24 protein-coding genes and 1 tRNA gene are annotated in these 26383 nt (G+C 74.3%); 21 read left to right on the forward strand and 4 right to left on the reverse strand.

Features of this window, described 5'->3' with window-relative positions; translation table 11 throughout:
• Window positions 1-120 precede the first annotated feature (120 nt).
• The 5 genes from GD880_RS04220 (at window position 121) to GD880_RS04240 (ending at window position 4897) form a co-directional block, all read left to right on the forward strand.
• Window positions 121-885, forward strand: a complete 765-nt coding sequence (locus tag GD880_RS04220) for an ABC transporter ATP-binding protein (RefSeq protein ID WP_152230361.1) — start codon at window positions 121-123, stop codon at window positions 883-885.
• Window positions 878-1570, forward strand: a complete 693-nt coding sequence (locus tag GD880_RS04225) for an ABC transporter ATP-binding protein (RefSeq protein WP_152230362.1) — start codon at window positions 878-880, stop codon at window positions 1568-1570. Before GD880_RS04220 ends, GD880_RS04225 begins: the two co-directional genes overlap by 8 nt.
• Window positions 1571-1759: 189 nt before the next feature.
• A complete protein-coding gene (locus GD880_RS04230; RefSeq protein WP_452176731.1) occupies window positions 1760-2980 on the forward strand; it encodes an ABC transporter substrate-binding protein in 1221 nt (406 codons plus the stop codon).
• 58 nt (window positions 2981-3038) lie between these two features.
• Entirely contained in the window at window positions 3039-3908 is an 870-nt protein-coding gene (locus tag GD880_RS04235; RefSeq protein ID WP_152230364.1) for a branched-chain amino acid ABC transporter permease, read from the forward strand.
• The gene (locus GD880_RS04240; RefSeq protein WP_152230365.1) at window positions 3905-4897 is read left to right on the forward strand and encodes a branched-chain amino acid ABC transporter permease; all 993 of its coding nucleotides are present in this window, start codon (window positions 3905-3907) and stop codon (window positions 4895-4897) included. The genes GD880_RS04235 and GD880_RS04240 overlap by 4 nt, the downstream gene beginning before the upstream one ends.
• Window positions 4898-5069: 172 nt before the next feature.
• Here GD880_RS04240 and GD880_RS04245 read toward each other — a convergent pair whose 3' ends face one another.
• Window positions 5070-6944 (reverse strand): helix-turn-helix domain-containing protein, encoded by a 1875-nt coding sequence (locus tag GD880_RS04245; protein WP_152230431.1) that lies wholly within the window; start codon window positions 6942-6944, stop codon window positions 5070-5072.
• Window positions 6945-7094: 150 nt separating this feature from the next.
• A complete protein-coding gene (locus GD880_RS04250; RefSeq protein ID WP_152230366.1) occupies window positions 7095-7856 on the reverse strand; it encodes a 3-hydroxybutyrate dehydrogenase in 762 nt (253 codons plus the stop codon).
• Window positions 7857-7977: 121 nt separating this feature from the next.
• On the opposite strand from GD880_RS04250, the gene GD880_RS04255 reads away from it, so the two are divergent.
• The gene (locus GD880_RS04255; RefSeq protein ID WP_226909367.1) at window positions 7978-8730 is read left to right on the forward strand and encodes a glycerophosphodiester phosphodiesterase; all 753 of its coding nucleotides are present in this window, start codon (window positions 7978-7980) and stop codon (window positions 8728-8730) included.
• Window positions 8731-8801: 71 nt separating this feature from the next.
• Window positions 8802-9422, forward strand: coding sequence for a TetR/AcrR family transcriptional regulator (locus GD880_RS04260; RefSeq protein WP_152230368.1), 621 nt, complete (start codon window positions 8802-8804; stop codon window positions 9420-9422).
• A 98-nt stretch (window positions 9423-9520) separates the two neighbouring features.
• Here the strand turns inward: GD880_RS04260 and GD880_RS04265 are convergent.
• Window positions 9521-9593, reverse strand: a tRNA-Arg gene (locus GD880_RS04265).
• Between the two features lie 159 nt (window positions 9594-9752).
• On the opposite strand from GD880_RS04265, the gene GD880_RS04270 reads away from it, so the two are divergent.
• The 10 genes from GD880_RS04270 to prmC all read left to right on the forward strand — a co-directional run bounded on the left by GD880_RS04270 (window position 9753) and on the right by prmC (window position 22150).
• A complete protein-coding gene (locus GD880_RS04270; protein WP_152230369.1) occupies window positions 9753-10439 on the forward strand; it encodes a hypothetical protein in 687 nt (228 codons plus the stop codon).
• 105 nt (window positions 10440-10544) lie between these two features.
• Window positions 10545-12191, forward strand: coding sequence for an arginine--tRNA ligase (gene argS, locus GD880_RS04275; RefSeq protein WP_152230370.1), 1647 nt, complete (start codon window positions 10545-10547; stop codon window positions 12189-12191).
• Entirely contained in the window at window positions 12188-13627 is a 1440-nt protein-coding gene (lysA, locus tag GD880_RS04280; RefSeq protein ID WP_452176726.1) for a diaminopimelate decarboxylase, read from the forward strand. The genes argS and lysA overlap by 4 nt, the downstream gene beginning before the upstream one ends.
• Before the next feature lie 118 nt (window positions 13628-13745).
• On the forward strand, window positions 13746-15053 hold the full coding sequence (locus GD880_RS04285; RefSeq protein WP_226909368.1) for a homoserine dehydrogenase: 1308 nt from the start codon (window positions 13746-13748) through the stop codon (window positions 15051-15053).
• Complete coding sequence (thrC, locus tag GD880_RS04290) at window positions 15053-16153, forward strand: threonine synthase (RefSeq protein ID WP_152230371.1); 1101 nt, start codon at window positions 15053-15055, stop codon at window positions 16151-16153. The genes GD880_RS04285 and thrC overlap by 1 nt, the downstream gene beginning before the upstream one ends.
• 17 nt (window positions 16154-16170) lie before the next feature.
• The gene (gene thrB / locus GD880_RS04295; RefSeq protein ID WP_152230372.1) at window positions 16171-17061 is read left to right on the forward strand and encodes a homoserine kinase; all 891 of its coding nucleotides are present in this window, start codon (window positions 16171-16173) and stop codon (window positions 17059-17061) included.
• 431 nt (window positions 17062-17492) lie between these two features.
• Window positions 17493-19610: a transcription termination factor Rho gene (rho, locus tag GD880_RS04300; RefSeq protein ID WP_152230373.1), complete on the forward strand. Its 2118-nt coding sequence runs from the start codon at window positions 17493-17495 to the stop codon at window positions 19608-19610.
• 226 nt (window positions 19611-19836) lie between these two features.
• Window positions 19837-20058, forward strand: a complete 222-nt coding sequence (gene rpmE, locus GD880_RS04305; RefSeq protein WP_152230374.1) for a 50S ribosomal protein L31 — start codon at window positions 19837-19839, stop codon at window positions 20056-20058.
• Window positions 20059-20172: 114 nt separating this feature from the next.
• Complete coding sequence (gene prfA / locus GD880_RS04310) at window positions 20173-21252, forward strand: peptide chain release factor 1 (RefSeq protein WP_152230434.1); 1080 nt, start codon at window positions 20173-20175, stop codon at window positions 21250-21252.
• A 1-nt stretch (window position 21253) separates the two neighbouring features.
• The gene (prmC, locus tag GD880_RS04315; protein WP_152230375.1) at window positions 21254-22150 is read left to right on the forward strand and encodes a peptide chain release factor N(5)-glutamine methyltransferase; all 897 of its coding nucleotides are present in this window, start codon (window positions 21254-21256) and stop codon (window positions 22148-22150) included.
• On the opposite strand, the gene GD880_RS04320 is transcribed toward prmC, so the two are convergent.
• Window positions 22126-22551 (reverse strand): VanZ family protein, encoded by a 426-nt coding sequence (locus tag GD880_RS04320; RefSeq protein WP_226909369.1) that lies wholly within the window; start codon window positions 22549-22551, stop codon window positions 22126-22128. The two genes, prmC and GD880_RS04320, sit on opposite strands and share 25 nt — an antisense overlap.
• 4 nt (window positions 22552-22555) lie before the next feature.
• Here GD880_RS04320 and GD880_RS04325 point away from each other — a divergent pair, with 4 nt between their 5' ends.
• From GD880_RS04325 to atpB, 4 genes are all read left to right on the forward strand, one after another.
• Complete coding sequence (locus GD880_RS04325) at window positions 22556-23359, forward strand: L-threonylcarbamoyladenylate synthase (protein WP_226909370.1); 804 nt, start codon at window positions 22556-22558, stop codon at window positions 23357-23359.
• Window positions 23356-24786 (forward strand): glycosyltransferase family 4 protein, encoded by a 1431-nt coding sequence (locus GD880_RS04330; RefSeq protein WP_152230377.1) that lies wholly within the window; start codon window positions 23356-23358, stop codon window positions 24784-24786. Before GD880_RS04325 ends, GD880_RS04330 begins: the two co-directional genes overlap by 4 nt.
• Window positions 24783-25256, forward strand: a complete 474-nt coding sequence (locus tag GD880_RS04335) for a hypothetical protein (protein ID WP_152230378.1) — start codon at window positions 24783-24785, stop codon at window positions 25254-25256. The genes GD880_RS04330 and GD880_RS04335 overlap by 4 nt, the downstream gene beginning before the upstream one ends.
• 292 nt (window positions 25257-25548) lie before the next feature.
• On the forward strand, window positions 25549-26334 hold the full coding sequence (atpB, locus tag GD880_RS04340) for a F0F1 ATP synthase subunit A (RefSeq protein WP_152230379.1): 786 nt from the start codon (window positions 25549-25551) through the stop codon (window positions 26332-26334).
• The last annotated feature ends 49 nt before the right edge of the window (window positions 26335-26383 follow it).

The following is a 26383-nucleotide window of genomic DNA, read 5'->3' on the forward strand; positions in this document are numbered from 1 at the left end:
GACATTCCGCTCGTGGGCTTTGTGGTGATCGACCACATGGCCCGACTCCGGGCCTGTTTCTAACGTTCCCCATGCCTCGCCGTGCCCGGTGGGGCCGGCAACGAAGCCAGGGAGGAACGCGTGACGTCGAGCACCGGTGCGGCGCTGCAGGCAAGCGGGCTGTCCAAGGAGTTCCGGGGGTTCCGGGCGGTCAGCGCCGTCGACCTCGAGGTGGCCGCGGGCAGCGTGCATGCGCTCGTCGGTCCCAACGGAGCCGGCAAGACCACGTTGTTCAACCTGCTCACCGGCTTCCTCAGGCCCACCGCCGGCTCCATCACCGTCTTCGGTGAGGACGTGACCGGCCTGCAGCCCGAGCAGATCGCCCACAAGGGCGTGGCCCGGTCGTTCCAGATCACCAGCCTGTTCGAGAACCTCAACCCGCGCGAGCACGTCGAGCTGGCGCTGCAGAGCCGCACCGGTCAGGGCGCGAAGTTCTGGCGCTCGGAGAAGCTGCTGGGCCGCTTCGCCGGCCGGGCGGGGGAGCTGCTCGACCTCGTCGGGCTCGCCGACCTCGCCGAGAAGCCGGCCGGGCTGCTCGCCTACGGGCAGAAGCGCGCCCTGGAGATGGCCATCGTGCTGGCGCTCGAGCCCAAGGTGCTCCTGCTCGACGAGCCGACGGCGGGCATGGGCATCGAGGACGTCCACCGCACGATCGAGCTCGTCCGGCGGATCGCCGAGGGCCGCACGGTGGTCTTCGTCGACCACAACATGCACGTGGTCGGCAGCCTCGCCGACCGGGTGACGGTGCTCCAGCAGGGGAAGGTCCTCGCCGAGGGCACCTACGACGAGGTTCGCGCCGACCCCCGGGTCGTCGCCGCCTACCTGGGGGAGGCCAGCCATGCTTGAGGTCCGCGGCCTGAAGGCCTGGTACGGCGAGGCGCAGGCGCTCGACGGCGTCGACCTCGACGTCGCCGAGGGCGAGGTGGTCACCCTCGTCGGGCGCAACGGCGCGGGCAAGACCACCTTGTTGCGCAGCCTCATCGGGCTGCACCGCCACGTCGCCGGCAGCGTCCGCCTCGCCGGCACGGAGCTGGCCGGCCTGCCGGCCCACCGCCGCGCCCGGCTCGGCCTGGGCTGGGTCCAGGACGACCGCGGCATCTACGCCAGCCTCGACGTCGAGGAGAACCTCCTGCTCCCGCCGGTCGTCTCCGACCGGGCGTGGCCGCTGGAGAAGGTCTACGAGGCCTTCCCCGTGCTCGCCGAGCGGCGCCGGGCCGCGGGCACCACCCTCTCCGGCGGCGAGCAGCAGATGCTCGCGATCGCGCGGGTGCTGCGCACCGGCTCCCGGCTGCTCCTCCTCGATGAACCCACCGAGGGGCTCGCGCCGGTGATCGTCCACCGCATCGGCGAGATCATCCGCGAGGTCAAGGCCGCCGGCGTGACCGTGCTGCTCATCGAGCAGAACGTGAAGTTCGCCGCCACGGTCGCCGACAGCCACTACCTCCTGGCCCAGGGACGCATCGTCGCCCACCTGGGCAACGAGGAGTTCCAGGCCCGCGAGGCGGAGCTGCTCGAGCACCTCGGCGTCTGACCGACCCCATCCACCGGCCGACCGCACCCACCGGCCGACCGCACCGACCGGCCCACCGACCGGCCCACCGACCGGCCCATCGACCGCACCGACCGGCCCATCGACGCACCGACCGGCCCATCGACCCATCGACCGACCACAGAGAGAAGGACCATGAGCAAGAAGCTTGCGGGTGGCGCCGCCACCCTGATGTCCGGAGCGCTCCTCCTGGCCGCCTGTTCCCAGGGCGGCCCCGCCAGCGCCGGCGGTGACTTCACCGACGACAAGGTCGTCATCGGCGTGCTCAACGACCAGTCCGGCGTCTACAAGGACCTCTCCGGCCCCAACAGCGTCAAGGCGGTGGAGATGGCCATCGCCGACTACAAGGAGAAGTACGGCGACAAGGCCGTGGTCGACACCATCGAGGTGGTCCAGGCCGACCACCAGAACAAGCCCGAGATCGCCAACACCAAGGCCCAGGAGATGTACGAGCGGCAAGGCGCCGACATCATCCTCGACGTGCCGGCCTCCTCGGCGGCGCTGGCGGTGGCCAGCCAGGCCGACTCGCACAAGAAGCTGCACGTCAACATCGGCGCCGCCACCACCGAGCTGACCGGCGCCCAGTGCAGCCCGTACGTCTACCACTGGGCCTACGACACCTACCAGCTCGCCAACGGCACCGGCACGACGGTGACCGAGAACGGCGGGAAGACCTGGCAGGTCATCTATCCCGACTACGCCTTCGGCCAGGACATGGAGAAGTCCTTCACCGCCGCCGTCGAGGGCGCCGGGGGCACCGTCGCCGGCAAGATCGCCACGCCCTTCCCCAACGACAACTTCTCCACCTTCCTCACCCGCGCCGCGGCCGAGAAGCCGGATGTCATCGGGACCATGCAGGCCGGCGGCGACCTCATCAACCTCGTCAAGCAGTACAACGAGGCCGGCCTGCGCGACCAGGGCATCAACCTCGCCGTCGGCCTGATGTTCATCACCGACATCCACTCCCTCGGCGTCGAGCAGTTCGAGGGCACCACCTTCACCGACGCCTGGTACTGGAACATGGACGACGAGTCCCGCGCGTGGGCCGACCGCTTCCAGGAGGAGACCGGCTCCCGCCCCTCCTTCGCGCACGCCGGCAACTACTCCGCCGCGCTGCAGTACCTCGAGGCCGTCCAGGCCGTCGGCACCGACGACGCCGACAAGGTGGTCGGGAACCTCGACGGCAAGGAGGTCGAGGACGTCTTCCTGCGCAACGGCAAGATCCGCGCCGAGGACCACCGCGTCATCCACGACGTCTACCTCGCCGAGGTCAAGGCGCCGTCGGAGGTCACCGAGGACTGGGACTACGAGAAGATCCTCAACACCATCCCCGCCGAGCAGGCCTTCCGGCCGGTCGCCGACTCCGCCGCCGCGGGCTGCAAGCTCGGCTGACCAACTGCGCTGTGCCGGGCGCCCGGGCGCCCGGCACACCGGGAGAGGTGAGGGGACGATGAACGAGATCCTGCAGTACACGGTCCAGGGCCTATCGGCGGGCAGCTTCTACGCCCTCGCCGCGCTGGGGCTGGCCGTCATCTTCGGTGTGCTGGGCGTGGTGAACTTCGCCCACGGCGCCTGCTACATGCTCGGCGCCGTCGCCGCCGCGGTCCTCCAGGACCTCCTGGGGTTGAGCTTCTGGTGGGCGCTGCTCGTGGTGCCGGCCCTGCTCTTCGTGTTCGGGGTGCTCATGGAGCGCCTCTTCGTGCGCTGGCTGCTGGCGCTGGACCCGCTGTACAACTTCCTGCTCACCTTCGGGCTGGCGCTGGTCCTGGTCGACCTGGTCAAGCGCCAGTACGGCGTGTCGGGACTGCCGTACACCCGCCCGGAGGTCTTGGGCGGGCAGCTCGTGCTCGGGAGCCTGCGGCTGCCCACCTACCAGGTCTTCGTCTTCCTCTTCTCGGTGCTCGTGTGCCTGGCGGTATGGCTCGTCATGACCCGCACCCGGATCGGGATGATCGTGCGGGCCTCCACCGAGCGGTCCGACCTGGCCCAGGCCCTCGGCGTCAACGTCGGCCGGTGGGTGACCCCGGTGTTCGGCTTCGGCATCGCCCTCGCCGGCCTGGCCGGGGTGCTGGCCGCACCCTTCCGCGCGATCACCGCGGACATGGGGTCGAGCTTCATCATCATCCTCTTCGCGGTGGTGGTCATCGGCGGGCTCGGATCCATCGTGGGTGCCGTCGTCGCCGGCTTCGTCGTCGGGCTGGCCGAGGCCTTCGGGCAGGCCTACATCGAGAAGTTCTCCCAGCTCGTGATCTTCGTGCTCATGGCCGCCGTGGTGCTCGTGCGCCCGGCCGGCCTCTTCGGACGGGAGGAGATGGCATGACCCAGTCCGCCGTGCTCCCCGAGACGACCGTCGAGGTGGAGGCGAGCGTCGCCCGCCGCCCGTGGCAGCGCTGGGCGCTGCTCGCCGCGGGGCTCGTCGTCGCCCTCACGCTGCCCTGGGTGATCTACCCGCCGGTGGCGATGGACATCGCCTGCTGGGCGCTGTTCGCCGTCGCCCTGGACATCCTGCTCGGCTATGGCGGGTTGCTCTCCTTCGGTCACGCCGCCTTCTGGGGCGGGTCCGCCTACGTCACCGGGCTCGTCGCGCTGAAGGCGGGCGTCCCCTTCCCGCTGGCGGTGCTCGCCGGCGCGCTCGCGGCCATGGTCCTCGCGCTGCCCGTGGGCTACCTGTCGGTGCGCCGGTCCGGGATCTACTTCGCCATGGTCACGCTGGCCTTCGCCCAGATGGTGTTCTTCGTCGTCAACCAGGGGGGCAAGGTCACCGGCGGGGAGAACGGGCTGCAGTCGGTGCCCACGTCGTTCTTCGGCATCGAGGCGGTGGAGACCGACTCGTTCTACTTCTACTACGCGGCCCTGCCGATCGTCGTGGCGGGGCTGTGGTTCGCCTGGCGGATCGTGCACTCGCCCTTCGGGCGGGTACTCGTCTCCATCCGCGACAACGCCCCGCGGGCGCGGGCCCTGGGCTACGACGTCGACAAGTACAAGGTCGCCGCGTTCGTCCTCTCCGCCGGGCTGGCAGGTCTGGCGGGCGGCCTGTACGCGATCAGCCACGGGTTCGTCTCCCTGCAGGAGGTCAACTGGACCACGTCGGGGAAGGTGGTGCTCATCACGGTCCTGGGCGGCATCGGCACCCTGTGGGGCGGCGTCGTCGGCGCGGCGATCATCATCACCCTGGAGGACCAGCTCGCCTCCTCCGGGTTCGAGGGGACCGGCACCATCACCGGCGCGGTGTTCGTCGTCGTCGTGCTCCTGTTCCGGCGTGGGGTGTGGGGCACGGCGCGGCACCTGCTGGCCCGCCGGCGCGAGTAGCGCGGCGCCGGCGTCGGCTGGCAGCGCGGGGGCGCGGCGTGCGGGCGGGTCCGGGACCGAGGCGGTCCCGGACCCGCGCGTCTGCGTGCTGCCCGCTCGGTGCGCCGACCGCGGGCCCCGATCACGCCTTGAGCGGCCGCTCGTGCCGCAGGCTGCCGTTCGCGTCCGGGCCTCAGGGCCGCAGCAGGTCCGCCAGCCGCAGCGCCAGCTGGACCTCGAGGAGCCGCGCGGGCTCGTTCCACCCCGCGCCGAGGAGCTGGGTGATGCGGTCGAGGCGCTGGGTGACGGTGTTGGCGTGGACGTGCAGGGCCGCGCCGGTGCGGCTGAGGTTCGACCCCTGCGCGAAGTAGGTCTGGAGGGTGCGGGCCAGCGCGGTGCCGCGTTCGGCGTCGTAGTCGAGCACCGGGCCCAGCACGGAGCGGACGTAGGCGCCGACGTCGCGGCGCTCGCCGAGCAGCAGCCCGACGAACCCGAGGTCCCCGGCCTCGGCGACGTCTCCCGTGCGCCCCAGCGCCAGCAGCGTGGCCAGGCAGCGGGCCGCCTCGGCGTGCGCGGCGGTGATGCCGGTGGTGCCCACCGCCGGGCCGGCGGCGCCGGCGGTGAGCCGGCGCCCGACGGCGTGCCCGACCTCCTCGCCGGCGAGCCGCGCGGCGGCGCGCGGCTCCAGCCCGGGCAGGACGAGCACGAGGCGGCCCTGGTGGACGGCGGAGAGCCCGTGGTGGCGCGAGGCGAGGAACTCGGCCGCCTGCGCCGCCCGGGTGCGGTCCCCGGCGATCTCGGCGACGACGACGGCGTGCGGGGCGTCGAGGTCGGCGCCGACGAGGCGGGCCCGCTCGCGCAGCACCTCGGGGTCGCGCTCGTCCTCGGCGAGGACGTCGAGGAGCAGCTCGCCGCGCAGCCGGCCCTCCGTCTCGGCGAGGCTGCGCCGGAAGAGCAGCAGCAGCGCGGTGACGAGGGCGGCGCGCTCGAGGATGCGCCGGTCGGCCTCGTCCAGCGGCTCCGCGCGGCGCAGCACGAGGGTGCCGAGGTGGTCGGCGCCGGCCGCCACGGGCGCGGCGCACAGGCCCGGGGCGAGGGCGGTCCGGCTGGCGGGCGAGATGCCCGCGAGCAGCGCCGCCTCGCCGTCCGGCGCCGCGGCGCCGGGGTCGGTGCAGGCCAGCACGTGCCCGGCGGGGTCGACCATGCGCACCTCGCCGCCGAGGACGGCGCGCAGCTCGCGGGCGACGTCCTCGACGTCCCCGCCCTGGAGCACCAGCGCGGTGAGGCGGTCGTGGGCGTCGGCGGCCCGTTCGACGCTGAGGGTGCGCGCCTGGAGCAGCTCGCCGGCCACGCGCAGGTCGTGCAGCGCCTGCTGGGTCTCGGCGAGCAGGCGGGCGTTGTCGATGGCGATGGCCGCGTGGGCGGCGAAGGAGACGAGCAGGGCGATGTCGTCGCGGCCGAACGGGCGCACGGTGCGGTTGGCGGCATAGAGGACGCCGATGACCCGCCGGCCCAGCAGCAGCGGCACCCCGACGATGGACTTCAGGCCCTCGTCGGCGACGGCGTCGTCGATGCCGCTGGTGTGGTCGAACCGGGCGTCCTCGAAGTAGCTCGGGGTGGCGTACGGCGTCGCGGTCTGGGCCACCAGGCCGCCCAGGCCGGCGCCGAGCGGCAGGCGCACCGCGCGGAAGAGGGCCGACGTCGCGCCGTCGGTCACCCGCATGTAGGTGTCGCCGGCCTCCTCGTCGTTGAGGGAGAGGTAGGCGACGTCGCTGTGCAGCAGCAGCCGCACCCGGTGCACGATCGCCGCGAGCACCTCGTCGACGTCTGTGAGCGCGGCCAGCGCCGCGGCCGTCTCGTACAGCGCGGCCAGCTCGCTCTCCCGGCGCCGCCGGCTCTCGAGCACCCCGCGCACCTGCAGCGCGAGGACCTTGGCGCGCTCGAGGGTGGCCAGGGTCGCCGGGTCGGCGCCCGCCGCGCGCGCCGCCAGCACCGGACCCTCGAACTCCACCGGGGCGGCGTCGCGCGCCAACAGCTCGAGGTACTCCAGTGTGGCCACGGGCCACATTGTTCCGGACTCGGGCGTGGCGCGGGCACGGGTGGCGGGCAGCGGCGCGCCGCGCGTCCCGGCGGGCATGGGGCGCGCCGACGGCGGCGGCGCCGGCCGGCGGGACTCGCCGGCGCGCTCGACGCCGCCCGGCGCGGTGCCCGGGGCCATTCAGCGCGCCGACCAGCCGCCGTCGAGCACGAGGTTGGTGCCGGTGATGAACGCCGCGTCCGGCGAGCACAGGTAGACGACGGCCGCGGCCACCTCCTCGGGCTCCAGCAGGCGCTTGATCGCGGAGTTCTGCAGCATGACCGTGCTGAGCACCTCCTCCTCGGAGATGCCGTGCACCCGCGCCTGGTCGCTGACCTGCTGCTCGACCAGCGGGGTGCGCACGTACCCGGGGTTGACGCAGTTGCTGGTCACCCCGTGCGGCGCGCCCTCGAGGGAGAGGACCTTGGACAGGCCCTCCAGGCCGTGCTTGGCCGAGACGTAGGCCGACTTGAAGGCGCTGGCCCGCAGCCCGTGCGCGCTCGAGACGTGCACGAGACGGCCCCAGCCGCGCTCGTACATGTGGGGGAGGGCCGCCCGCGCCAGGAGGAAGGGCGCCTCGAGCATGAGCCGCAGGATGAAGGCGAAGCGCTCGGGCGGGAACTCGTGCACCGGGGCCACGTGCTGGACCCCGGCGTTGTTGACGAGGACGTCCGCGTCGAGGCGGAGGTCCGCCAGGTCCTCGGTCCGGGCGAGGTCCACCGCCCACGGCTCCCCGCCGATCTCCTCGGCCAGCGCCCGCGCCCCCGCCGCGTCGCGGTCGCACACGACGACGTGGGCCCCGGCCGCGGCGAGGCGGCGCGCGACGGCGGCGCCGATCCCGCTCGCGGCGCCCGTCACGACCGCCCGCCTGCCCTGCAGGTCGACACCGTTGTCCTGGATCATGGCGAAAACCTACGGACGGGGCCGTGCCGGCTCGATGGTGCCGGGCCACATACTTCCGCGCCGCGGGGTGTGGCGGTCCCAACACCGCCCGGCCCGGCCCCCCATGGAGGAGAATAGGAACGTGAGTCGCACGTATCTCGAGGGCCCCGGTCCCATCGCCTTCGCCCACCGCGGCGGTGCCGGCGAGGTCGCGGAGAACTCCCGGGCGGCGGTGGAGCACACCCTGGCGCTGGGGCTCGGGTACCTCGAGACGGACGTGCGCGCCACGGCCGACGGCGTCGCCGTCCTGAGTCACGACCCCACCGTGGACCGCACCACGGACGGCACCGGGAGGGTCGACGAGCTGCCGTGGGCACGGCTGGCCGAGCTGCGCGACGCCTCGGGGGAGCGCCCGATGCGGCTGGACGAGCTGCTCGGGGACTACCCGACGCTGCGCCTCAACATCGACGCCAAGGACGACCGCGTGATCGACCCGCTGGTCGCGGCGATCGAGCGCGCGGGCGCCCACGACCGGGTCGGGCTGGCCTCCTTCTCCGACGCCCGCCTCGCCGCGCTGGGCGCCCGGTTGCCCGGGGTGGCCACGAGCCTGGGCCGGCGCGGGGTCGCCCGGCTCCTCGCCGCGGCCCGGGTCGGCCGCCTGGCGTCCGTCCCGGCCGCCGCGTGCGTCCAGGTGCCGGCGAGCTACCGCGGCCTGCCCGTCGTGACGCCCCGCTTCGTCGCGGCGGCCCACCGGCGGGGGCTGGCCGTGCACGTGTGGACCGTCGACGAGCCCGCCGAGATGATCCGCCTGCTCGACCTGGGGGTGGACGGCATCATCACCGACCGGCCGCGGGCGCTGCGCGACGTCCTCGACGGGCGCGGACCGTGGCACTGAGCGGGACGGACACGCCCGACCGGTAGTGTGCGCCGGACACCCTCCCTCAGAACTGGCGGCAAAATACTCCCATGACACTGGACGACAGGCGCATGGATCCCCGGACCCGGCGGACGCTCGCCGCGTTGCGCCACGCGCTGGCGACGCTGCTCGAGGAGGAGCCGCTGAGCCAGATCACCGTCTCGCAGCTGTGCCGGGTGGCCGGCATCCACCGCACCACCTTCTACAAGCACTTCGAGACCGTCGCCGACCTCGCCGCCACCGTGGTGCAGGAGCTCGGGCGCCGGGTGGTCGGGCCGCGCCGGTCCGACGACGGCACGCTGGTCTACCGGGACTGGCTCGCAGCCGTGCTCGAGCACGTCGCGGACAACCGACGGCTCTACGCCCGCCTCGTCGGCAGCGGCGGCGACGCGGCGCTCATGCGTGCCGTGGCCTGGCAGTTCCGGCTCCGCACGGACCGGTTCCTGCGTGACGCCGGGGCGGCCGCGGCGGGCGACCTGCCGGAGCTGTCCCGCGTGCTGGGCTACGGGTTCTACGGCGTCGTCGAGGCGCTGCTCGAGCACGACGACCCGGTCGACGTCGACGCGAGCGTCGGCCGGTTCCTCGCCACCGTCCCGCCGCCCGTGGCCCGGGCGCTGGACGCGTCGCCCGTGGTCCGGGAGCTGGACGCGGGGGGCCGGCTGGGGGCCTGATCGCAGCCGGCCGAGCGGCCGGCGGCGAGAAGCAGCCGAGCGGCCGTCGCCGAGAAGCGCAAGAGCCCTCGTCCCGACCGGGACGAGGGCTCTGCTCGTGCCCCCTACTGGATTCGAACCAGCGACCTTCTGCTCCGGAGGCAGACGCTCTATCCACTGAGCTAAAGGGGCGCGGCGTGATCGCGCTCTGCGATGTTACCAGCCGCCGGGCGGGTGGTTCACATCCGCCCGGCGGGGCGACAGCGCCCGACCCGGCGCCCTAGCCTGGGGCCGGACGCCTGCCGGGAGGCGGGTGCCGGTGCGCGCCGGGCCGGGCGAGGAGGAGGAGCGATGAGCCAGAATCCGCCGGAAGGCCCGGGTGAGCCGGACCCGCGCTCCCCCCTCACGCCGCCACCGGGGCAGTCGGGCATGCCGGTCGGCGGGGCGGAGAAGCCCCCACGGCGGCGTGCCTGGGTCGTCCCCACGGTGCTCATCGCCGTCGTCGTGATCTTCGCCGCACTCGCGGCCTACCTCTTCCTGCGCGACCGGGAGCAGACCCCCCAGGCGACGCCCTCGGTCTCCGCCACGCCGTCGGCCACGCCGACGCCCGACCGCCGCACCGTGAGCACCGACCCGCTCGAGCCCCGGCTGGACACCACCGTCGCCAACACGAGCTACAAGCTCACCCCCGAGGGCTGGGCCGCCGACCCCGACGCCGTCGCGGCCGGCGCCCGTGAGGCCTTCACGGGCACCTACTCCGACGGCACCACCGACGTCGCGGTCACCGCCGCCGCCTTCGACACCGTGCAGGGGCAGGACGCCTACAGCGAGCAGCTGGCCGGCAAGCTCGAGTCCGGCGGGGCCGCCCTGCAGGGCGAGGGCTCGGTGTACGCCAACAACACCGGCCACTACTGGTACTTCGTGCAGGCGGACGGCAAGAGCACCACGATCGTGTGGCGCACCGACGACGGCGTCGTGCTCAGCCTGACCGGGCCGGCCGACGCCGTGCAGGCCGTCTACCGCAACATGCTCATCTGACCGCCGCCGGGCCCGGGCGGCGGTCCGCGCGTGTGACCAGCGCCGCACCGGGGGCCCTTCCGCGCGGTCCGCGGCGCCCCCTGGCCTGCGACTACCCTGTGCCAGGTGACCCCCGCTGAGCTCGCGTCCCAGATCCGTGCCGTCCTCGTGGACGCCGCCGCCGCCGGCGACGTCGCCCTCGCCCTCGAGGACGTCCCCGAGCCCAAGGTCGAGCGGCCCCGCCAGCGCGAGCACGGCGACTGGGCCACGAACATCGCCATGCAACTGGCCAAGAGGGCCGGGACCAACCCCCGGGCGCTCGCCGAGCTGCTCGCCGCACGGCTGACCGGCTCCGACGGCATCGCCGCCGCCGAGGTCGCCGGGCCGGGCTTCCTCAACATCCGCCTCGAGGCGGGCGCCGCGGGCGACCTGGCCCGCGCCATCGTCGAGGCCGGGAGCGCGTACGGCCGCAACGACGCCCTGGCCGGGCACGTCGTCAACCTCGAGTTCGTCTCGGCCAACCCCACCGGCCCGCTCCACATCGGCCACACCCGGTGGGCGGCCCTGGGCGACGACCTCGTCCGGCTGCTGCGCGCCTCGGGTGCCGCGGTCACCCCGGAGTACTACATCAACGACGCCGGGTCGCAGATGGACAAGTTCGCCGCCTCGATCCTCGCCCGGGCCACCGGCCAGGAGGTGCCCGAGGGCGGCTACCAGGGCGAGTACATCACCGAGCTGGCGCAGAAGGTCCTCGCCGAGCACCCCGCCCTGCCCCAGCTGCCCCGCGAGGAGGCGCTCGTCGTCGCCCGCGACACCGGCTACCGCCTCCAGATGGCCGAGATCGAGCAGACCCTCGCCGACTTCAACGTCCACTTCGACGTCTACTTCTCCGAGCGCGAGCTGCACGACGGCGGCGCCGTCGCCCAGGCGGTGGCCCGGCTGCGCGAGCAGGGCCACGTCTACGACGCCGACGGCGCGGTCTGGCTGCGCACCACCGACTTCGGCGACGACAAGGACCGCGTGCTCATCCGCGCCGACGGCACCCCCACCTACTTCGCCGCCGACGCCGCCTACTACCTGTCCAAGAAGGACCGCGACTTCCCCGAGAAGATCTACCTGCTCGGTGCCGACCACCACGGGTACGTGGGCCGGCTCAAGGCCATCGTCGCCTGCGCCGGGGACGACCCCGAGCGCAACATCGAGATCCTCATCGGCCAGCTCGTCTCCGTCGCCGGCGTCCGCCAGTCCAAGCGGGCCGGTAACATCATCGAGCTCCGCGACCTCATCGACCGGATCGGGACCGACCCGGTGCGCTACACCCTGGCCCGCTACCCCGCGGACTCCCCGCTCACCCTGGACGCCGAGAAGCTGCGCGAGCACAACCTCGACAACCCCGTCTACTACGTCCAGTACGCCCACGCCCGCACCCGCAACGTCGCCCGCAACGCCGAGGCGCACGGCGTGACCCGCGAGGACTTCGAGCCCGCCGCGCTCGACCACCCGGCCGACGGCGAGCTGCTCGGCGAGCTCAGCCGCTTCCCCGACGTCGTCGCCCGCGCCGCCCGGCTGCGCGAGCCGCACCGGGTGGCCCGCTACCTCGAGGAGCTCGCCGCGGCGTACCACACCTGGTACGGCCAGTGCCGCGTCACCCCGCGCGGGGAGGACGCGGTGGAGGCCTCCCACCGCGCCCGGCTCATGCTCAACGACGCCGTCACCCAGGTCATCGCCAACGGCCTCGACCTGCTCGGCGTCAGCGCCCCGGAGCGGATGTGAGCCGGCACCGGGCCGACGTGCCCCACGACCAGCATCCCGCGCAGGCCGAGGCGGTCGAGGCCCCGGCGCTGCCCGCGCCCGAGCCGGACGGCACCCCTACGGGCGTGTGGTCCACCGGCACCGGCCGCGGCGCCGACGGCGCGCTGCGCGTGGCCGGCCTGGACGTGCGCGACCTCGCCCGCGAGCACGGCACCCCTGCCTACGTCCTCGACGAGGCCGACCTGCGGGCGCGGGCCCGGGCCTACGCGACCGCCTTCGCCGAGGCCTTCGCGCCCGAGGCCGGCCTGGCCGGTGCGGACGTCTACTACGCCGGCAAGGCGTTCCTGTCCGTCGCCGTCGCCCGCTGGGTGCACGAGGAGGGCCTGCGGGTCGACACCGCCACCGGCGGCGAGCTCGCCGTCGCGCTGCGCGCCGGCGTGCCCGGGGCGGGCATCGGCCTGCACGGGAACAACAAGTCCGACGCAGAGCTGGTCACCGCCCTCGAGCACGGGGTGGGGCGCATCGTCGTCGACTCCCTGCCCGAGATCGACCGGGTGGCCGCCGTCGCCGAGCGCCTCGGCGTGGTCGCCCCGGTGATGGTGCGGGTGACCACCGGCGTGCACGCCGGCGGGCACCAGTTCATCGCCACCGCCCACGAGGACCAGAAGTTCGGCCTGTCGCTGACCTCCGGCGCCGCGCGCAAGGCCGTCGACGAGATCCTCGCCCGGCCCGGGCTCGACCTGATCGGCCTGCACTCGCACATCGGCTCGCAGATCCTCGATCTCGCCGGCTTCGCGGTGGCGGCGCGGGCGGTGCTGGGCCTGCGCGCCGAGGTCGCGGCGCAGACCGGCCACCTCATGCCCGAGGTGGACCTCGGCGGCGGGTACGGCATCGCCTACACCGGCCACGAGGGCCCCGCGCCCACCCCGGCGCAGATCGCCACCACCCTCGCCGACGTCGTGCGCCGCACCTGCGCCGAGCTGGGCACGCCGGTGCCGCGCATCTCGGTGGAGCCGGGCCGCTCGATCGTCGGGCCCTCCACGCTGACGCTGTACACGGTGGGCACCGTCAAGGAGGTCGCGCTCGACGACGGCGGCCGGCGCACGTACGTCAGCGTCGACGGCGGGATGAGCGACAACATCCGCCCGGCGCTGTACGAGGCCGAGTACAGCGCGGCGCTGGCCTCGCGCGGCTCCGCCGCCGAGCCGGTCCGCGCCCGGGTCGTGGGCAAGCACTGCGAGAGCGGCGACATCGTCGTCCACGGCGTCGCCCTGCCGGGGGACGTCCGGGACGGCGACCTGCTCGCCGTGCCGGCCACCGGCGCCTACGGCCGGTCGATGGCGAGCAACTACAACCTCGTGCCCCGCCCGCCGGTCCTCGCCGTGCGCGACGGCGCCGCGCGGGTGCTCGTGCGACGCGAGACGATCGAGGACCTGCTCGCCCTCGACGAGGGCTGACCGTGCCGCCGACGGTCCGTGGACACCGTCGGGCCCACCGCCCGCCCGCCCCTATCCTGGGCGGGACCCCATTCGGGCCCGCGCCGTCCGGTTGCGCGGGGAAGGAGAGGACGACCCGGTGAGCACTCCCACCGACTCAGGCGTCGTGCGCGTCGCCCTGCTGGGCTGCGGCACGGTCGGCTCGCAGGTCGTGCGCCTGATGCACGAGCACGCCGACGACCTGGCCGCGCGCGCCAGCGCCCGGCTCGAGCTCGTCGGGATCGCCGTGCGCGACACCGCCGCCGAGCGGGCCCCGTGGGTGCCGCGCGAGCTGCTCACCGACGACGCGGAGGCGCTCGTGCGCTCGGCCGACGTCGTCGTCGAGCTCATCGGCGGCATCGGCCCTGTGCGCCACCTCGTCCTCGCCGCCCTGGACGGCGGCGCCTCCGTCGTCACCGGCAACAAGGCGCTGCTCGCCGCGCACGGCCCCGAGGTCCACGGCGCGGCCAAGCGCAGCGGCGCCGACCTGTACTACGAGGCGGCCGTGGCCGGCGCGGTGCCGGTGGTCTACGGCCTGCGCGAGTCCCTCGCCGGGGACAACGTCAACGCCGTGCTCGGCATCGTCAACGGCACCACGAACTACATCCTCGACGAGATGGCGACCAAGGGCCTGAGCTTCGAGGAGGCGCTGGCGGAGGCCCAGGAGCTCGGCTACGCCGAGGCGGACCCCACCGCCGACGTCGACGGGCACGACGCCGCCGCCAAGGCGGCCATCCTGGCCTCGCTGGCCTTCCACACCCGCGTGGGCATCGAGGACGTGCCGGTCACCGGCATCCGCGACGTCACCGCCGAGGACATGGCCGAGGCCCGCGAGGCCGGGATGGTCATCAAGCTGCTCGCCGTGGCCCGGCGCGTCACCGACAACGGCACCCGCGGCATCAGCGTGCGGGTCCACCCGGCGCTGGTGCCGGCCACCCACCCCCTCGCCGCCGTGCATGGGGCGTTCAACGCCGTGCTCGTCGAGGCCGAGGCCGCCGGCCGGCTGATGTTCTACGGCCAGGGCGCCGGCGGGGCGCCCACCGCGTCGGCGGTGCTGGGCGACCTCGTCGCCGCGGCCAGCCACAAGGTCCACGGCGGCAACGCCCCGCGCGAGTCGACCTACGCCGCGCTGCCCCTGCTCGACCCCGAGCACACCCCCGCCCGCACGCAGGTCGAGATCCGGCTGGTCGACCGGCCCGGCACGCTGTCCGCCGTCGCCGGCATCTACGGCCGCAACGGCGTGTCGATCGAGAGCGTGCGCCAGACCGGCACCGGCGCGGACGACGCGCGGGTGACCATCGTCAGCCACCGGTCCACCGAGGCGGCGCTGGCGCGGACCGTGGCAGAGCTGTCCGAGGACCTGCGCGTGCACGAGGTCGTCTCGGTGATGAGAGTTGAGGGAGTCTGATGGCCCACCAGTGGCGCGGCGTGATCGAGGAGTATCGCGAGCGGCTGCCGATCGGCGACGGCGACCCCGTCGTCACCCTGGGCGAGGGCGGCACCCCGCTGGTCGCCGCCCCCGCGCTGAGCGCGCGCACCGGGGCGGAGGTGTACGTCAAGGTCGAGGGTGCCAACCCCACCGGCTCCTTCAAGGACCGCGGCATGACGATGGCGATGTCCAAGGTCGCCGCCACCGACACGAAGATGGTGGTCTGCGCCTCCACCGGGAACACCTCGGCCTCCGCCGCGGCCTACGCCGTGCGGGCCGGGCTGGGCTGCGCCGTCGTGCTGCCGGCGGGCAAGATCGCGGCCGGCAAGCTCGCCCAGGCCATCGTCCACGGCGCCACCCTCGTGGCGGTGGACGGCAACTTCGACGACTGCCTGCGCATCGTGCGCGAGCTCGCCGAGACCTACCCGGTCGCGCTGGTGAACTCGGTCAACCCCTACCGGCTGCAGGGGCAGAAGACCGCCGCGTTCGAGGTGGTCGACGCCCTGGGCGACGCCCCGGACATCCACGTGCTGCCGGTCGGCAACGCCGGGAACATCTCGGCGTACTGGATGGGCTACAACGAGTACGCCGGGCGCACCACCGCGGCCTCCGTCGACGAGATCGCGACGCGCCTCCCTGCCGTCGCCACCCGCATCCCGCAGATGTGGGGCGTGCAGGCCGAGGGCGCGGCGCCCTTCGTCAAGGGCGCCCCGGTGGAGAACCCCGAGACGGTCGCCACCGCCATCCGCATCGGCAACCCCGCCTCCTGGGCGTACGCCGCCGCCGCCCGCGACGACTCCGGCGGCCGCATCGACGCCGTCTCCGACGCGCAGATCCTCGACGCCCAGGCGCTGCTCGCCGCCGAGGTCGGCGTGTTCGTCGAGCCGGCGTCCGCGGCGTCGGTCGCCGGGCTGCTGCAGGCCGCCGAGCTGGGCCAGGTGCCCGCCGGCGCCCGCATCGTGTGCACGGTGACCGGCAACGGCCTCAAGGACACGGCCACGGCGCTGGGGGAGACCCGCGTCGAGCCGCGCGTCATCGCGCCCACCCTCGAGGCCGCCGTCGCGGCCCTGTCCCTGTAGTCCCGGGAGCGGGACGCATGCGGCTCGTGCGCGACCTGGTCCGGGTGCGGGTGCCGGCCACCTCGGCCAACCTCGGCCCCGGCTTCGACACCCTTGGACTGGCGCTGGGCGTGTGGGACGAGGTCTCCGTGCGCGCCGTCGCCGGGGAGACCACGGTGCGGGTGACGGGGGAGGGGGCCGGGGAGCTGCCCGACGACGAGGCCCACCTCGTCGTGCGCGCCCTGCGCGCCGGGCTCGAGCACGCCGGCGCCCCGCAGGCCGGGCTCGAGCTGGTCTGCCACAACGCCATCCCGCACGGGCGGGGCATGGGCTCCTCCGCGGCGGCCGTCGTCGCGGGCCTGGTGGCCGCGCGCGGCCTGGTCTCCGAGCCCGAGGCGCTCGACGACGACGCTGTCCTCGCCCTGGCCACGCAGATCGAGGGCCACCCGGACAACGCCGCGCCGGCGCTGTTCGGCGGGGCCACGGCCGCCTGGGTCGACGCCGACGGCCCGCACGTCGCCGCGATCCCGCTCGACGACGCCTTCACCCCGACCGTGCTCGTGCCGGCGGACCAGCTGCTCACGCACACCGCGCGGGCGGTGCTGCCGAGCGAGGTGCCGCACCGCGACGCCGCGTTCAACGTCGCCCGCACGGCGCTGCTCGTCCTGGCGCTGGGTGGGCGGCGCGAGCTGCTCATGGCCGCCACCCAGGACCGGCTGCACCAGCACTACCGCGCCGACGCGATGCGGGGGACCGCCGAGGCGGTGCGCGCGCTGCGGGAGGCGGGCTGGCCCGCGGTCGTCTCCGGGGCGGGTCCGAGCGTGCTCGTCCTCGACGACCTCGACGACCGCACCGCCCAGGCGCTGACGAGCCACGGCTGGCGGGTGCTGCGCCCGGGGATCGCGCGCACCGGCGCGCAGCTGTACTGACCGCGCCACCCGGCGGGGAAGGTCGGGGCCCGTCCCGTCCCGGGACCGCGCGGCCGCCTCTCGACAGCGGGGGCGCGGGCCTGGGATCCTAGACGTGCAGCCGCGCGTGCCCGGCCCCGCTCGTCGCCCGGGCCGCCGCCCGCACGGGCCCCGCCGGAGGCGAAGGAGACGTGGCGCACGGCTGCCGCGAAAAACCTCATGATCGGCGCCGCTGCTGATAACATAGGGGTGCACCGACTCCCTGCGGACGTCTTCCGCGCACCTGGGTGCGTCAACCACGTCGCCGTACAGACGGAGCATCGCCGCGAACCGCCGCACGAAGCGATCGTGCTGCGCGCAGGAGCGGCCCCCGACACTCCCAGCCTCCTGGCTGGACCCAGACGACGTCCCCCCGCATCAGCGGCCGGACATCTACCGAGGGAAGGAACCTCGTGACCGACACTGTCGAAGCCCCCCAGAGCGCCAGCCGTGCCGGGCGCGGGGGCTCGCTGACCACCATGCGCCTGCCGGAGCTGCAGGCGATGGCCAGCGAGATGGGTCTCAAGGGCACCACGAAGATGCGCAAGAGCGACCTCATCGCCGCCATCCGTGAGGGGCGGGGCGACTCTGGCGCGTCCACCCCGAAGGCCGAGAAGGCCGGCAAGGCCGAGAAGGCCCCGGCGGAGAAGGCCGCGGTCGAGAAGGCCGACAAGGCCCCGGCCGAGAAGGCCGACAAGGCCCCGGCGCGGCGGGCCGCCGCGGAGCAGGGCCCCGCCGAGAAGGCCAGCGCCGAGCAGAGCCCGGCGGCGCAGGCCCCCGCCGCGAAGGCCCCCGCGGAGCGCGCCCGCACCCGTCGGGCCGTCGCCCCCGCTCAGGCGCCCGCCTCCCAGGCCGGCGAGAGCGACCGCGCCGAGCGCGCCGCCGCGAGCACGCGCGCCCCCGAGGCCTCCGCCCCGCCCGCGCCGGCCGAGGCCCCGACCCGGTCCCAGAGCGCCGACCCGGCGGGTCTGGCGGAGCACGAGCCCGCCTCGCGCGGGCGCCGCGGCTCGCGCCGGGCCACCGCGCCGACGGCCACGCCCGAGTCGCACGACGACGCCAAGGAGGCGCTCAAGCGCGAGCTGGCCGCCCAGGCCGCGGCGAAGAACGGCGGGGCCACCGAGGAGCCGCGCCTCACCCTCGACGCCCTTGGCGAGGCCGCCGCCCGCCGCCGCGCCGCCGAGCACGAGCACGACCACGACCACGACGGCCAGCACCCGCACGCCCAGCAGCGGCGCCGCGACGACGCCGAGGACGACCGCGGCTCGCGCAGCCGGCGTCGCAACCGCGACCGCGGGCGTGACCGCAAGCGCCGCCCCGGCCGGCCGGGCGACTTCGCCTTCGACGAGCCGGTGGAGGTCGGCGAGGACGACGTCCTGCTGCCCGTCGCCGGCATCCTCGACATCCTCGACAACTACGCGTTCGTGCGGACCTCCGGCTACCTGCCCGGCCCGAACGACGTCTACGTCACCCTGGGGCAGGTCAAGCGCAACGGGCTGCGCCGCGGCGACGCCATCACCGGCGCCGTCCGCCAGCCCCACGAGGGCGAGAGCGAGAACAAGCGCCAGAAGTTCAACGCCCTGGTGCGCCTCGACACCGTCAACGGCATGAGCATTGACAAGGCGCGCCAGCGCCCGGAGTTCAACAAGCTCACCCCGCTCTACCCGCAGGAGCAGCTGCGGCTGGAGACCACGCCCAAGGCCATCACCCCGCGCGTCATCGACCTCGTCGCCCCGATCGGCAAGGGCCAGCGCGGCCTCATCGTCGCCCCGCCCAAGGCCGGCAAGACGATCATCATGCAGCAGATCGCCAACGCGATCGCCGTGAACAACCCCAACGTCCACCTCATGGTGGTCCTCGTGGACGAGCGTCCCGAGGAGGTCACGGACATGCAGCGGATGGTCAAGGGCGAGGTCATCGCCTCGACCTTCGACCGCCCCGCGTCCGACCACACCATCGTCGCCGAGCTGGCGATCGAGCGGGCCAAGCGCCTGGTCGAGCTGGGCCAGGACGTCGTCGTGCTGCTCGACTCCCTCACCCGGCTCTCGCGGGCCTACAACCTCGCGGCCCCGGCGTCCGGGCGCATCCTCTCCGGCGGCGTGGACGCCTCGGCGCTGTACCCGCCGAAGAAGTTCTTCGGCGCCGCGCGCAACATCGAGCACGGCGGCTCGCTGACGATCCTCGCCTCGGCGCTGGTGGAGACCGGCTCGAAGATGGACGAGGTGATCTTCGAGGAGTTCAAGGGCACCGGCAACATGGAGCTGCGCCTGTCCCGCCAGCTGGCGGACAAGCGGATCTTCCCCGCCGTGGACATCAACGCCTCCGGCACCCGCCGCGAGGAGCTGCTCATGGCGCCCGAGGAGCTCAAGATCGTCTGGAAGCTGCGCCGCGTCATGGGCGCGCTCGACCAGCAGCAGGCCATCGACCTGCTCCTGGGCAAGCTGCGCGAGACGACGTCGAACGCCGAGTTCCTGCTCACCGTCCAGAAGACGTCCCCGAGCCCGACCGGCGAGCCCGAGCTCGCCATCCGCTGACCATCCCCCGGGGCGCCGAGACGTCGTCCTCCCGGTCAGGTGTCACGAGCTAGCTCGTGACACCGTGCCGAGAAGACGACGTCCCACGGCGCGATGGGGGTGGCGTCGCTCACAGCGGCGCCGCCGGTGTGTCCGGACGCGAGCGCGTCTGGCAGAATGTCTCGTCGGCTTCCGGTTCACGTGCGTGCCGCGCACGACCCGGGGCATCCACGAACCTAGGAGAATCATGAAGCAGGGCATCCACCCCGAGTACGTCACGACCCAGGTGACGTGCACCTGCGGGAACACCTTCACCACCCGCAGCGCCGAGACGAGCGGCGAGATCCGCGCCGACGTGTGCAGCGCCTGCCACCCGTTCTACACGGGCAAGCAGAAGATCCTCGACACCGGTGGCCGCGTCGCCCGCTTCGAGGCCCGCTACGGCAAGAAGGCAGCCAAGAACGCCTAGCCGTTCCTCAGCGCCGGCGGTGACGTCGTCGGACCCCTCCGGTCCGCGAGTCCCGCCGGCGCTGTCGTATCCAACCGGGTCTGCTGCGCGAAGGGGAGAGCGTTGAGCGAGGACATGGGCATCGAGCCGCTGCTGGCCGAGCACGCCGAGATCGAGCGGGCCATGGCCGACCCCGCCGTGCACGCCGACCCCGGCCGCGCCCGCCAGCTGGGCCGGCGCTACGCCGAGCTCGGCCGCATCGTCCGGGCCTACCAGGCCTGGCAGCAGGCCGACGGCGACCTCGCCGCCGGCCGCGAGCTCGCCGAGGCCGACGCGTCCTTCGCCGAGGAGCTCCCGGACCTCGAGGCCGCCGCGGCCGAGGCGGCCGAGCACCTGCACAAGGTCCTCGTGCCCACCGATCCCGACGACGCCCGCGACGTCATCCTCGAGGTCAAGGCGGGGGAGGGCGGCGAGGAGTCCGCCCTGTTCGCCGGGGACCTGCTGCGGATGTACCTGCGCTACGCCGAGCGGCAGGGCTGGTCCACCCAGATCCTCGGCGCCACCGAGTCCGACCTGGGCGGGTACAAGGACGCCTCCGTCGCGATCAAGGCCAAGGGCGTCCCGGAGGACCCCGCGGACGGGGTGTGGGCGCACCTGAAGTACGAGGGCGGTGTGCACCGGGTCCAGCGGGTGCCCGTCACCGAGTCCCAGGGCCGCATCCACACCTCCGCGGCCGGCGTGCTGGTCCTGCCCGAGGTCGACGACCCCGGCGAGGTCGAGATCGACCCGAACGACCTGCGCATCGACGTCTACCGCTCCTCCGGGCCCGGCGGGCAGAGCGTCAACACCACCGACTCCGCGGTCCGCATCACGCACCTGCCCACCGGCATCGTCGTGTCGATGCAGAACGAGAAGTCCCAGCTGCAGAACCGCGAGCAGGCGATGCGCGTGCTGCGCGCCCGGCTGCTCGCCGCCCGGCAGGAGGAGGCCGCGGCCGCCGCCTCGGAGCAGCGGCGCTCCCAGGTGCGCACCGTCGACCGCTCCGAGCGCATCCGCACCTACAACTTCCCCGAGAACCGCATCGCCGACCACCGCACCGGGTACAAGGCCTACAACCTCGACCACGTGCTCGACGGCGACCTCGGCCCGGTCATCGCCTCGGCCGTGGAGCTGGACGAGGCCGAGCGCCTCGCCGCCGCGGCCCGCCGGGACTGACGTGGTCGACGACGGCGCCGCCTCCTGGCGCCCCGCGGTGACGGTGCGCCAGGCGGTCGCCGGGGCGGCGCTCCTGCTCGCCGAGGCCGGCGTGCCCTCCGCCGACGTCGACGCGCGCCTGCTGGCCGAGCACGTGCTCGGCCGCTCGCTCTTCCTCGTGCCGGCCGCGAGCACGTTCGCCGACCTGGGGGAGGGGCTGCAGGCCCACTACGCCGAGCTGGTCGACCGGCGCCGGCGCCGCGAGCCGCTCCAGCACATCACCGGCCAGATGCCCTTCCGCCACCTCGTCCTGGTCGCGGCGCCCGGCGCGTTCGTGGTGCGCCCGGAGACCGAGGTGGTCGCCGGCGTCGCCGTCGACGCCGCCGCGACCGTGGCCGCCGGGGGCCGCGCCCCGGTGGTCGTCGACCTGTGCACCGGCTCGGGGGCCATCGCCCTGGCGGTCGCGACGGAGGTGCCGGGCGCCCGGGTGCACGCCGTCGAGATCTCCGAGGCCGCGCTCGCAGTCGCCCGCCGCAACGTCGACGCCCTCGCCCCCTCGGTCGACCTGGTCCTCGGCGACGCGGCCACCGCCCTGCCCGCGCTCGACGGCGCGGTCGACGTCGTCGTCTCCAACCCGCCCTACATCCCGCCCGATGCCGTGCCGCGCGAGCACGAGGTGCGCGAGCACGACCCCGACCTCGCGCTCTACGGCGGGGGCCCCGACGGGCTGGCCGTCCCGCGCGCCGTCGTGCGCACCGCGGCGCGGCTGCTGCGCCCGGGCGGCACCTTCGTCATGGAGCACGCCGAGGTGCAGGCCGGCGCCGCGCGCGAGCTCGTCGCCGCGGCGGGGTTCGCCGAGGTGCGCACCGGGCAGGACCTCACCGGCCGCGACCGCTACGTCGTCGCCCGCCGCCGCTGACGGGCCGTCAGCGCCCGGGCGAGCGCGACGCCGGCGAGCACGCCGAGCACGTCCGCGACGGCGTCGAGCGGGTCCCCGGTGCGGCCGGGCAGCAGGGTGTGCTGGACCACCTCGCTGACGACGGCGTGCGCGACGCCGAACCCGGTGACCAGCGCGGGGGCGAGGCCCGCCCGCAGCGCCGTGAACGTCACGGCGGCGAAGATGACCGCGTGGGTGACCTTGTCCGCCCCGGGCACGTCCGCGGCGGCCGCCGGGGCGTGGGGCGCGTAGAGCACGAGCACCTGGACGACGAGGGCCACCGCGGTGGCGACCGTCCACCGCCGGCGGGAGGGGCGGCGGGAGCGGGCGGGCGGCACGCAGGGCAGGATGTCACGTCCGTCCGGCGCGCGTGAAAGACTCACCCGTGTGAATGTGTACGACTGCCAGGATCCGGAGGAACGCAGCGCAGGCCTCGACGAGGCCGTCAACGCCCTGGGGCGCGGGGCGCTCGCCGTCATCCCCACCGACACCGTGTACGGCATCGCCGCCGACGCGTTCGACGCCCGCGCCGTCGCCGCCCTGCTGGCCGCCAAGGGCCGCGGGCGGCAGATGCCGCCGCCGGTGCTCGTCGGCAGCCCGGAGACGCTCGACGGCCTGGCCACCGAGGTGCCGGGCGTGGTCCGCGACCTCGTCACGGCGTTCTGGCCGGGCCCGCTGACGATCATCTGCCTCGCGCAGCCCTCGCTCGCCTGGGACCTGGGCGACACCGACGGCACCGTGGCCCTGCGCATGCCCGCGGACGAGACCGCCCTGGCGCTGCTGCGGCGCACCGGCCCGCTGGCCGTCTCCAGCGCGAACCTGTCCGGGCAGCCGTCGGCGAACACCGCCGCCCAGGCCGTGGCCTACTTCGGCGACAAGGTGGCCGTCTACCTCGACGCCGGCCACGCCGGCGGGGGCGTGGCCTCCACCATCGTCGACGCGACGGCGGAGCGCCTCACCATCCTGCGGCAGGGGGCGCTCTCGCGCGCCGAGCTGGCCGCGGTCGCCCCCGAGCTCGCCGAGGACCTGGCCGCGGAGCAGCCGGAGGCGGAGGACGAGGTCGCCGCCGGCGAGCCCGAGGCGGCCGACACCGGGTCCGCCGTCGACGACGCCGAGGCGGCCGACACCGAGCCCGCGGCCGACGCCGCCGCCGCGGAGGTCCCCACCGGGGAGGGTGACGCCCCGAGGTGAGGGTCTACCTGCTCGTCCTGCTGACCGCGGCGGCCGTGACGTTCCTCCTCACGCCGATCGTGCGGCGGCTGGCGCACGTCACCCGCGCCCTCACCCCGGTGCGGGCGCGGGACGTGCACACCGTGCCCACCCCGCGCCTGGGCGGCGTGGCCATGCTGGCCGGTCTCGCCGCGGCGCTGGTGGTGGGCTCGCAGGTGCCCTTCCTGCACGCCGTCTTCTGGGACACCTCCACCGCCTGGGCGATCCTCGGCGGCGCGACGGTGGTGTGCCTGCTCGGCGTGGCCGACGACATCTGGGACCTGGACTGGATGACCAAGCTGGTCGGCCAGGTGCTCGCCGCGGGACTCATGGCCTGGCAGGGCGTCCAGCTCATCACCTTCCCGGTCTTCGGGCTGACGATCGGCTCGAGCCGGCTGTCGCTGTTCGCGACGATCCTCGTCGTGGTCGTGTGCATCAACGCGGTGAACTTCGTCGACGGCCTCGACGGGCTGGCCGCGGGCATGATCGCCATCGGCGGCGGCGCGTTCTTCTTCTACACCTACCTGCTCACCCGCGAGGCGCAGCCGGGCAACTACGCCAACCTCGCCACCGCGGTCATCGCCGCCCTGGTGGGGGTGTGCCTGGGCTTCCTCCCGCACAACTTCAACCCGGCGAAGATCTTCATGGGCGACTCCGGGTCCATGCTGCTCGGCCTCGTCGTCGCCGCCGCGGCCATCGTCGTCACCGGGCAGATCGACCCGGCCGCCGTCTCCACCGGGCAGGTGCTGCCCGCCTACGTGCCGATCCTGTTGCCGGTGGCGGTGCTGCTGCTGCCGCTGCTGGACATGACCCTCGCCGTCCTGCGCCGCGTGCGCGCCGGGCACTCGCCGTTCCATCCCGACCGCATGCACCTGCACCACCGCCTGCTGGGGCTGGGGCACAGCCACCGGCGGGCCGTGCTCATCATGTACCTGTGGACGACGGTGTTCGCCTTCAGCGCCGTCGCGCTGGCCGTGTTCTCGCCGCTGCAGGTCGCCGTCGGGGCGGCCATCGCCATCGCCGTCGCCGCGGTCGTGACGTACAACCAGCTGCCCGGCCTGCGCCACGCCGCCGAGCCCGAGGGCGGCGCCTCGGCCGCGCCGGAGGCCGCCGGGCCGGACGACGAGGGCGCGTCGGCCCCGCCGCAGGCCGCCTGGCCGGACGACGCCGCCGCACCGGCCGAGGTCGCCGCACCGGCCGAGGTCCCCGCTGCGCCGGCCGAGGTTCCCGCCGATCGGCCGGTCGCCGCCGGCGACGGCGAGCCCGCGCGCCGCGAGGTCGCCGCCGGGCCGGACATCGCCGTCGGCCCGCCCGCCCTGTCCTCTCCCACCGCCCCGTCCCGCGCCGCCGGCCGCCACACCGCGCCCGCCATCGCCGCCCCTCACCCCGCGAAGGACCAGCCCCGATGACCGACCGCCCCTCCGCCGCGCCGGGTCCGACACCCGACACCTCCGGTGCCACCCGGGACATGTTCCGGCGCATCCTGCGCCAGCTGACCCTCCTCGTCCTCGTCCTCGCCGTGGGCGGCGGGGTGGTCGGCTACCTCGTCGCCGGGCAGCCGGGGCTGTGGGGGGCCCTCATGGGCGCCGGCGTCGCCGCGCTCTTCATGGTCGGCACGGCCGCGACGATGCTCCTCACCGCCGACAAGCCGCTGCACGTGGCCAGCGCCGCAGGCGTGGGCGGCTGGATCGTCAAGCTCGTCCTGCTGCTCGTGCTCCTCGCGCTCGTGCGCGGCAAGGGCTTCTACTCGCCCGGGGCGTTCTTCGTCGTCCTCGTGCTCGCCATCGTGGGCTCCTTCGTCATCGAGGCCCGGGCCGTGCTGCGTTCGCGCGTGCCCACGTTCGAGCCGCCCCGGCCCCCGTCGGAGGACGAGGCCTGATCCGCGCCGGGCGACGGGGGCCTGCCCCGCCGCGTGGACGGGGGTTGACCTGCCCGGTCGCCGACGCCGGGAGCCGAGCGCCACCGGCGCCGGAGGGGGCCGGCGTCGACGTCCGTCCGCCGCCCGGGCGGTGGTCTTTGGGGGCGTCAACATGCGTTAGGCTCTGTGCAGTCCCTGGCTGCGCGACGTGATTCGCGCATGCGCGGGAAACCACACTGAGAGCCGGAACGAGCCACAGGGGGACGTCCTGTCTGTCGTAAGTCTGCTGACGCTCACCGCCCCGGGCCAGGTCATGGCCGCGGACGGGGGAGCCAGCTTCCACGGTCCCTCCCTCGCCGACTTCTTCCCGGCGCCGATCCTGTTCGAGGGCACGATCTTCGAGTTCAACCGCATCACGCTGGTGCGGATCATCGCGACGGCCGCGCTGGTGCTGCTGTTCTGGCTCGCGTCCCGCAACGCGCGCCTCGTGCCCAGCCGGGGGCAGTCCCTCGGTGAGCTGGCGATCGACTTCGTGCGCTCGAACATCGCCGAGGAGTCGCTGGGCAAGGAGCTGGGCCGCAAGTACGCCCCGCTGCTCATCGTGATCTTCTTCGGTGTCCTCACGATGAACATCACCGGCATCATCCCGTTCCTCAACATCGCGGGATCCTCGGTGATCGGCCTGCCGCTGATCTTCGCGATCATCGCGTACGTGGCGTTCGTGGCCGCGGGCATCAAGGCGCACCACGGCGGCGGACGCTTCCTCAAGTCGCAGCTCTTCCCCCCGGGCGTGCCGTGGCCGGTCTACATCCTGCTCACGCCGATCGAGTTCTTCTCGACGTTCATCCTGCGCCCGCTCACGCTGACCGTCCGTCTCATGGCGAACATGCTCGCCGGGCACCTGCTGCTCGTCCTGTGCTTCGCCGCCACGAGCTTCTTCTTCTTCGAGGCCGCCAGCGCCCTGTCCGTCGTCGGCGTGGTGACGTTCGCCGCCGGCTTCGCCTTCACGATCCTCGAGCTCTTCATCGCGTTCCTGCAGGCGTACATCTTCGCCCTGCTCACCGCGGTGTACATCCAGCTGTCCGTCGAGGCCCACTGACCCCGGCGGCCCGTCGGGCTCGCCACCACCCACGCACCGGGACCGGCCC

It is taken from the genome of Georgenia ruanii (genome assembly GCF_009193175.1).
Classification (GTDB): Bacteria; Actinomycetota; Actinomycetes; order Actinomycetales; family Actinomycetaceae; genus Georgenia; species Georgenia ruanii.

What these genes read in the sequence shown, in the direction of transcription:
- thrC (WP_152230371.1), top strand. Translation starts at nt 15,053, where the DNA reads ATGGCCCACCAGTGGCGCGGCGTGATCGAGGAGTATCGCGAGCGGCTG.
- thrB (WP_152230372.1), top strand. Translation starts at nt 16,171, where the DNA reads ATGCGGCTCGTGCGCGACCTGGTCCGGGTGCGGGTGCCGGCCACCTCG.
- rpmE (WP_152230374.1), top strand. Translation starts at nt 19,837, where the DNA reads ATGAAGCAGGGCATCCACCCCGAGTACGTCACGACCCAGGTGACGTGC.
- GD880_RS04235 (WP_152230364.1), top strand. Translation starts at nt 3,039, where the DNA reads ATGAACGAGATCCTGCAGTACACGGTCCAGGGCCTATCGGCGGGCAGC.
- GD880_RS04225 (WP_152230362.1), top strand. Translation starts at nt 878, where the DNA reads ATGCTTGAGGTCCGCGGCCTGAAGGCCTGGTACGGCGAGGCGCAGGCG.
- prfA (WP_152230434.1), top strand. Translation starts at nt 20,173, where the DNA reads ATGGGCATCGAGCCGCTGCTGGCCGAGCACGCCGAGATCGAGCGGGCC.
- GD880_RS04230 (WP_452176731.1), top strand. Translation starts at nt 1,760, where the DNA reads ATGTCCGGAGCGCTCCTCCTGGCCGCCTGTTCCCAGGGCGGCCCCGCC.
- GD880_RS04245 (WP_152230431.1), bottom strand. Translation starts at nt 6,944, where the DNA reads ATGTGGCCCGTGGCCACACTGGAGTACCTCGAGCTGTTGGCGCGCGAC.
- GD880_RS04270 (WP_152230369.1), top strand. Translation starts at nt 9,753, where the DNA reads ATGAGCCAGAATCCGCCGGAAGGCCCGGGTGAGCCGGACCCGCGCTCC.
- GD880_RS04240 (WP_152230365.1), top strand. Translation starts at nt 3,905, where the DNA reads ATGACCCAGTCCGCCGTGCTCCCCGAGACGACCGTCGAGGTGGAGGCG.
- GD880_RS04335 (WP_152230378.1), top strand. Translation starts at nt 24,783, where the DNA reads ATGACCGACCGCCCCTCCGCCGCGCCGGGTCCGACACCCGACACCTCC.
- atpB (WP_152230379.1), top strand. Translation starts at nt 25,549, where the DNA reads ATGGCCGCGGACGGGGGAGCCAGCTTCCACGGTCCCTCCCTCGCCGAC.
- GD880_RS04260 (WP_152230368.1), top strand. Translation starts at nt 8,802, where the DNA reads ATGACACTGGACGACAGGCGCATGGATCCCCGGACCCGGCGGACGCTC.
- GD880_RS04250 (WP_152230366.1), bottom strand. Translation starts at nt 7,856, where the DNA reads ATGATCCAGGACAACGGTGTCGACCTGCAGGGCAGGCGGGCGGTCGTG.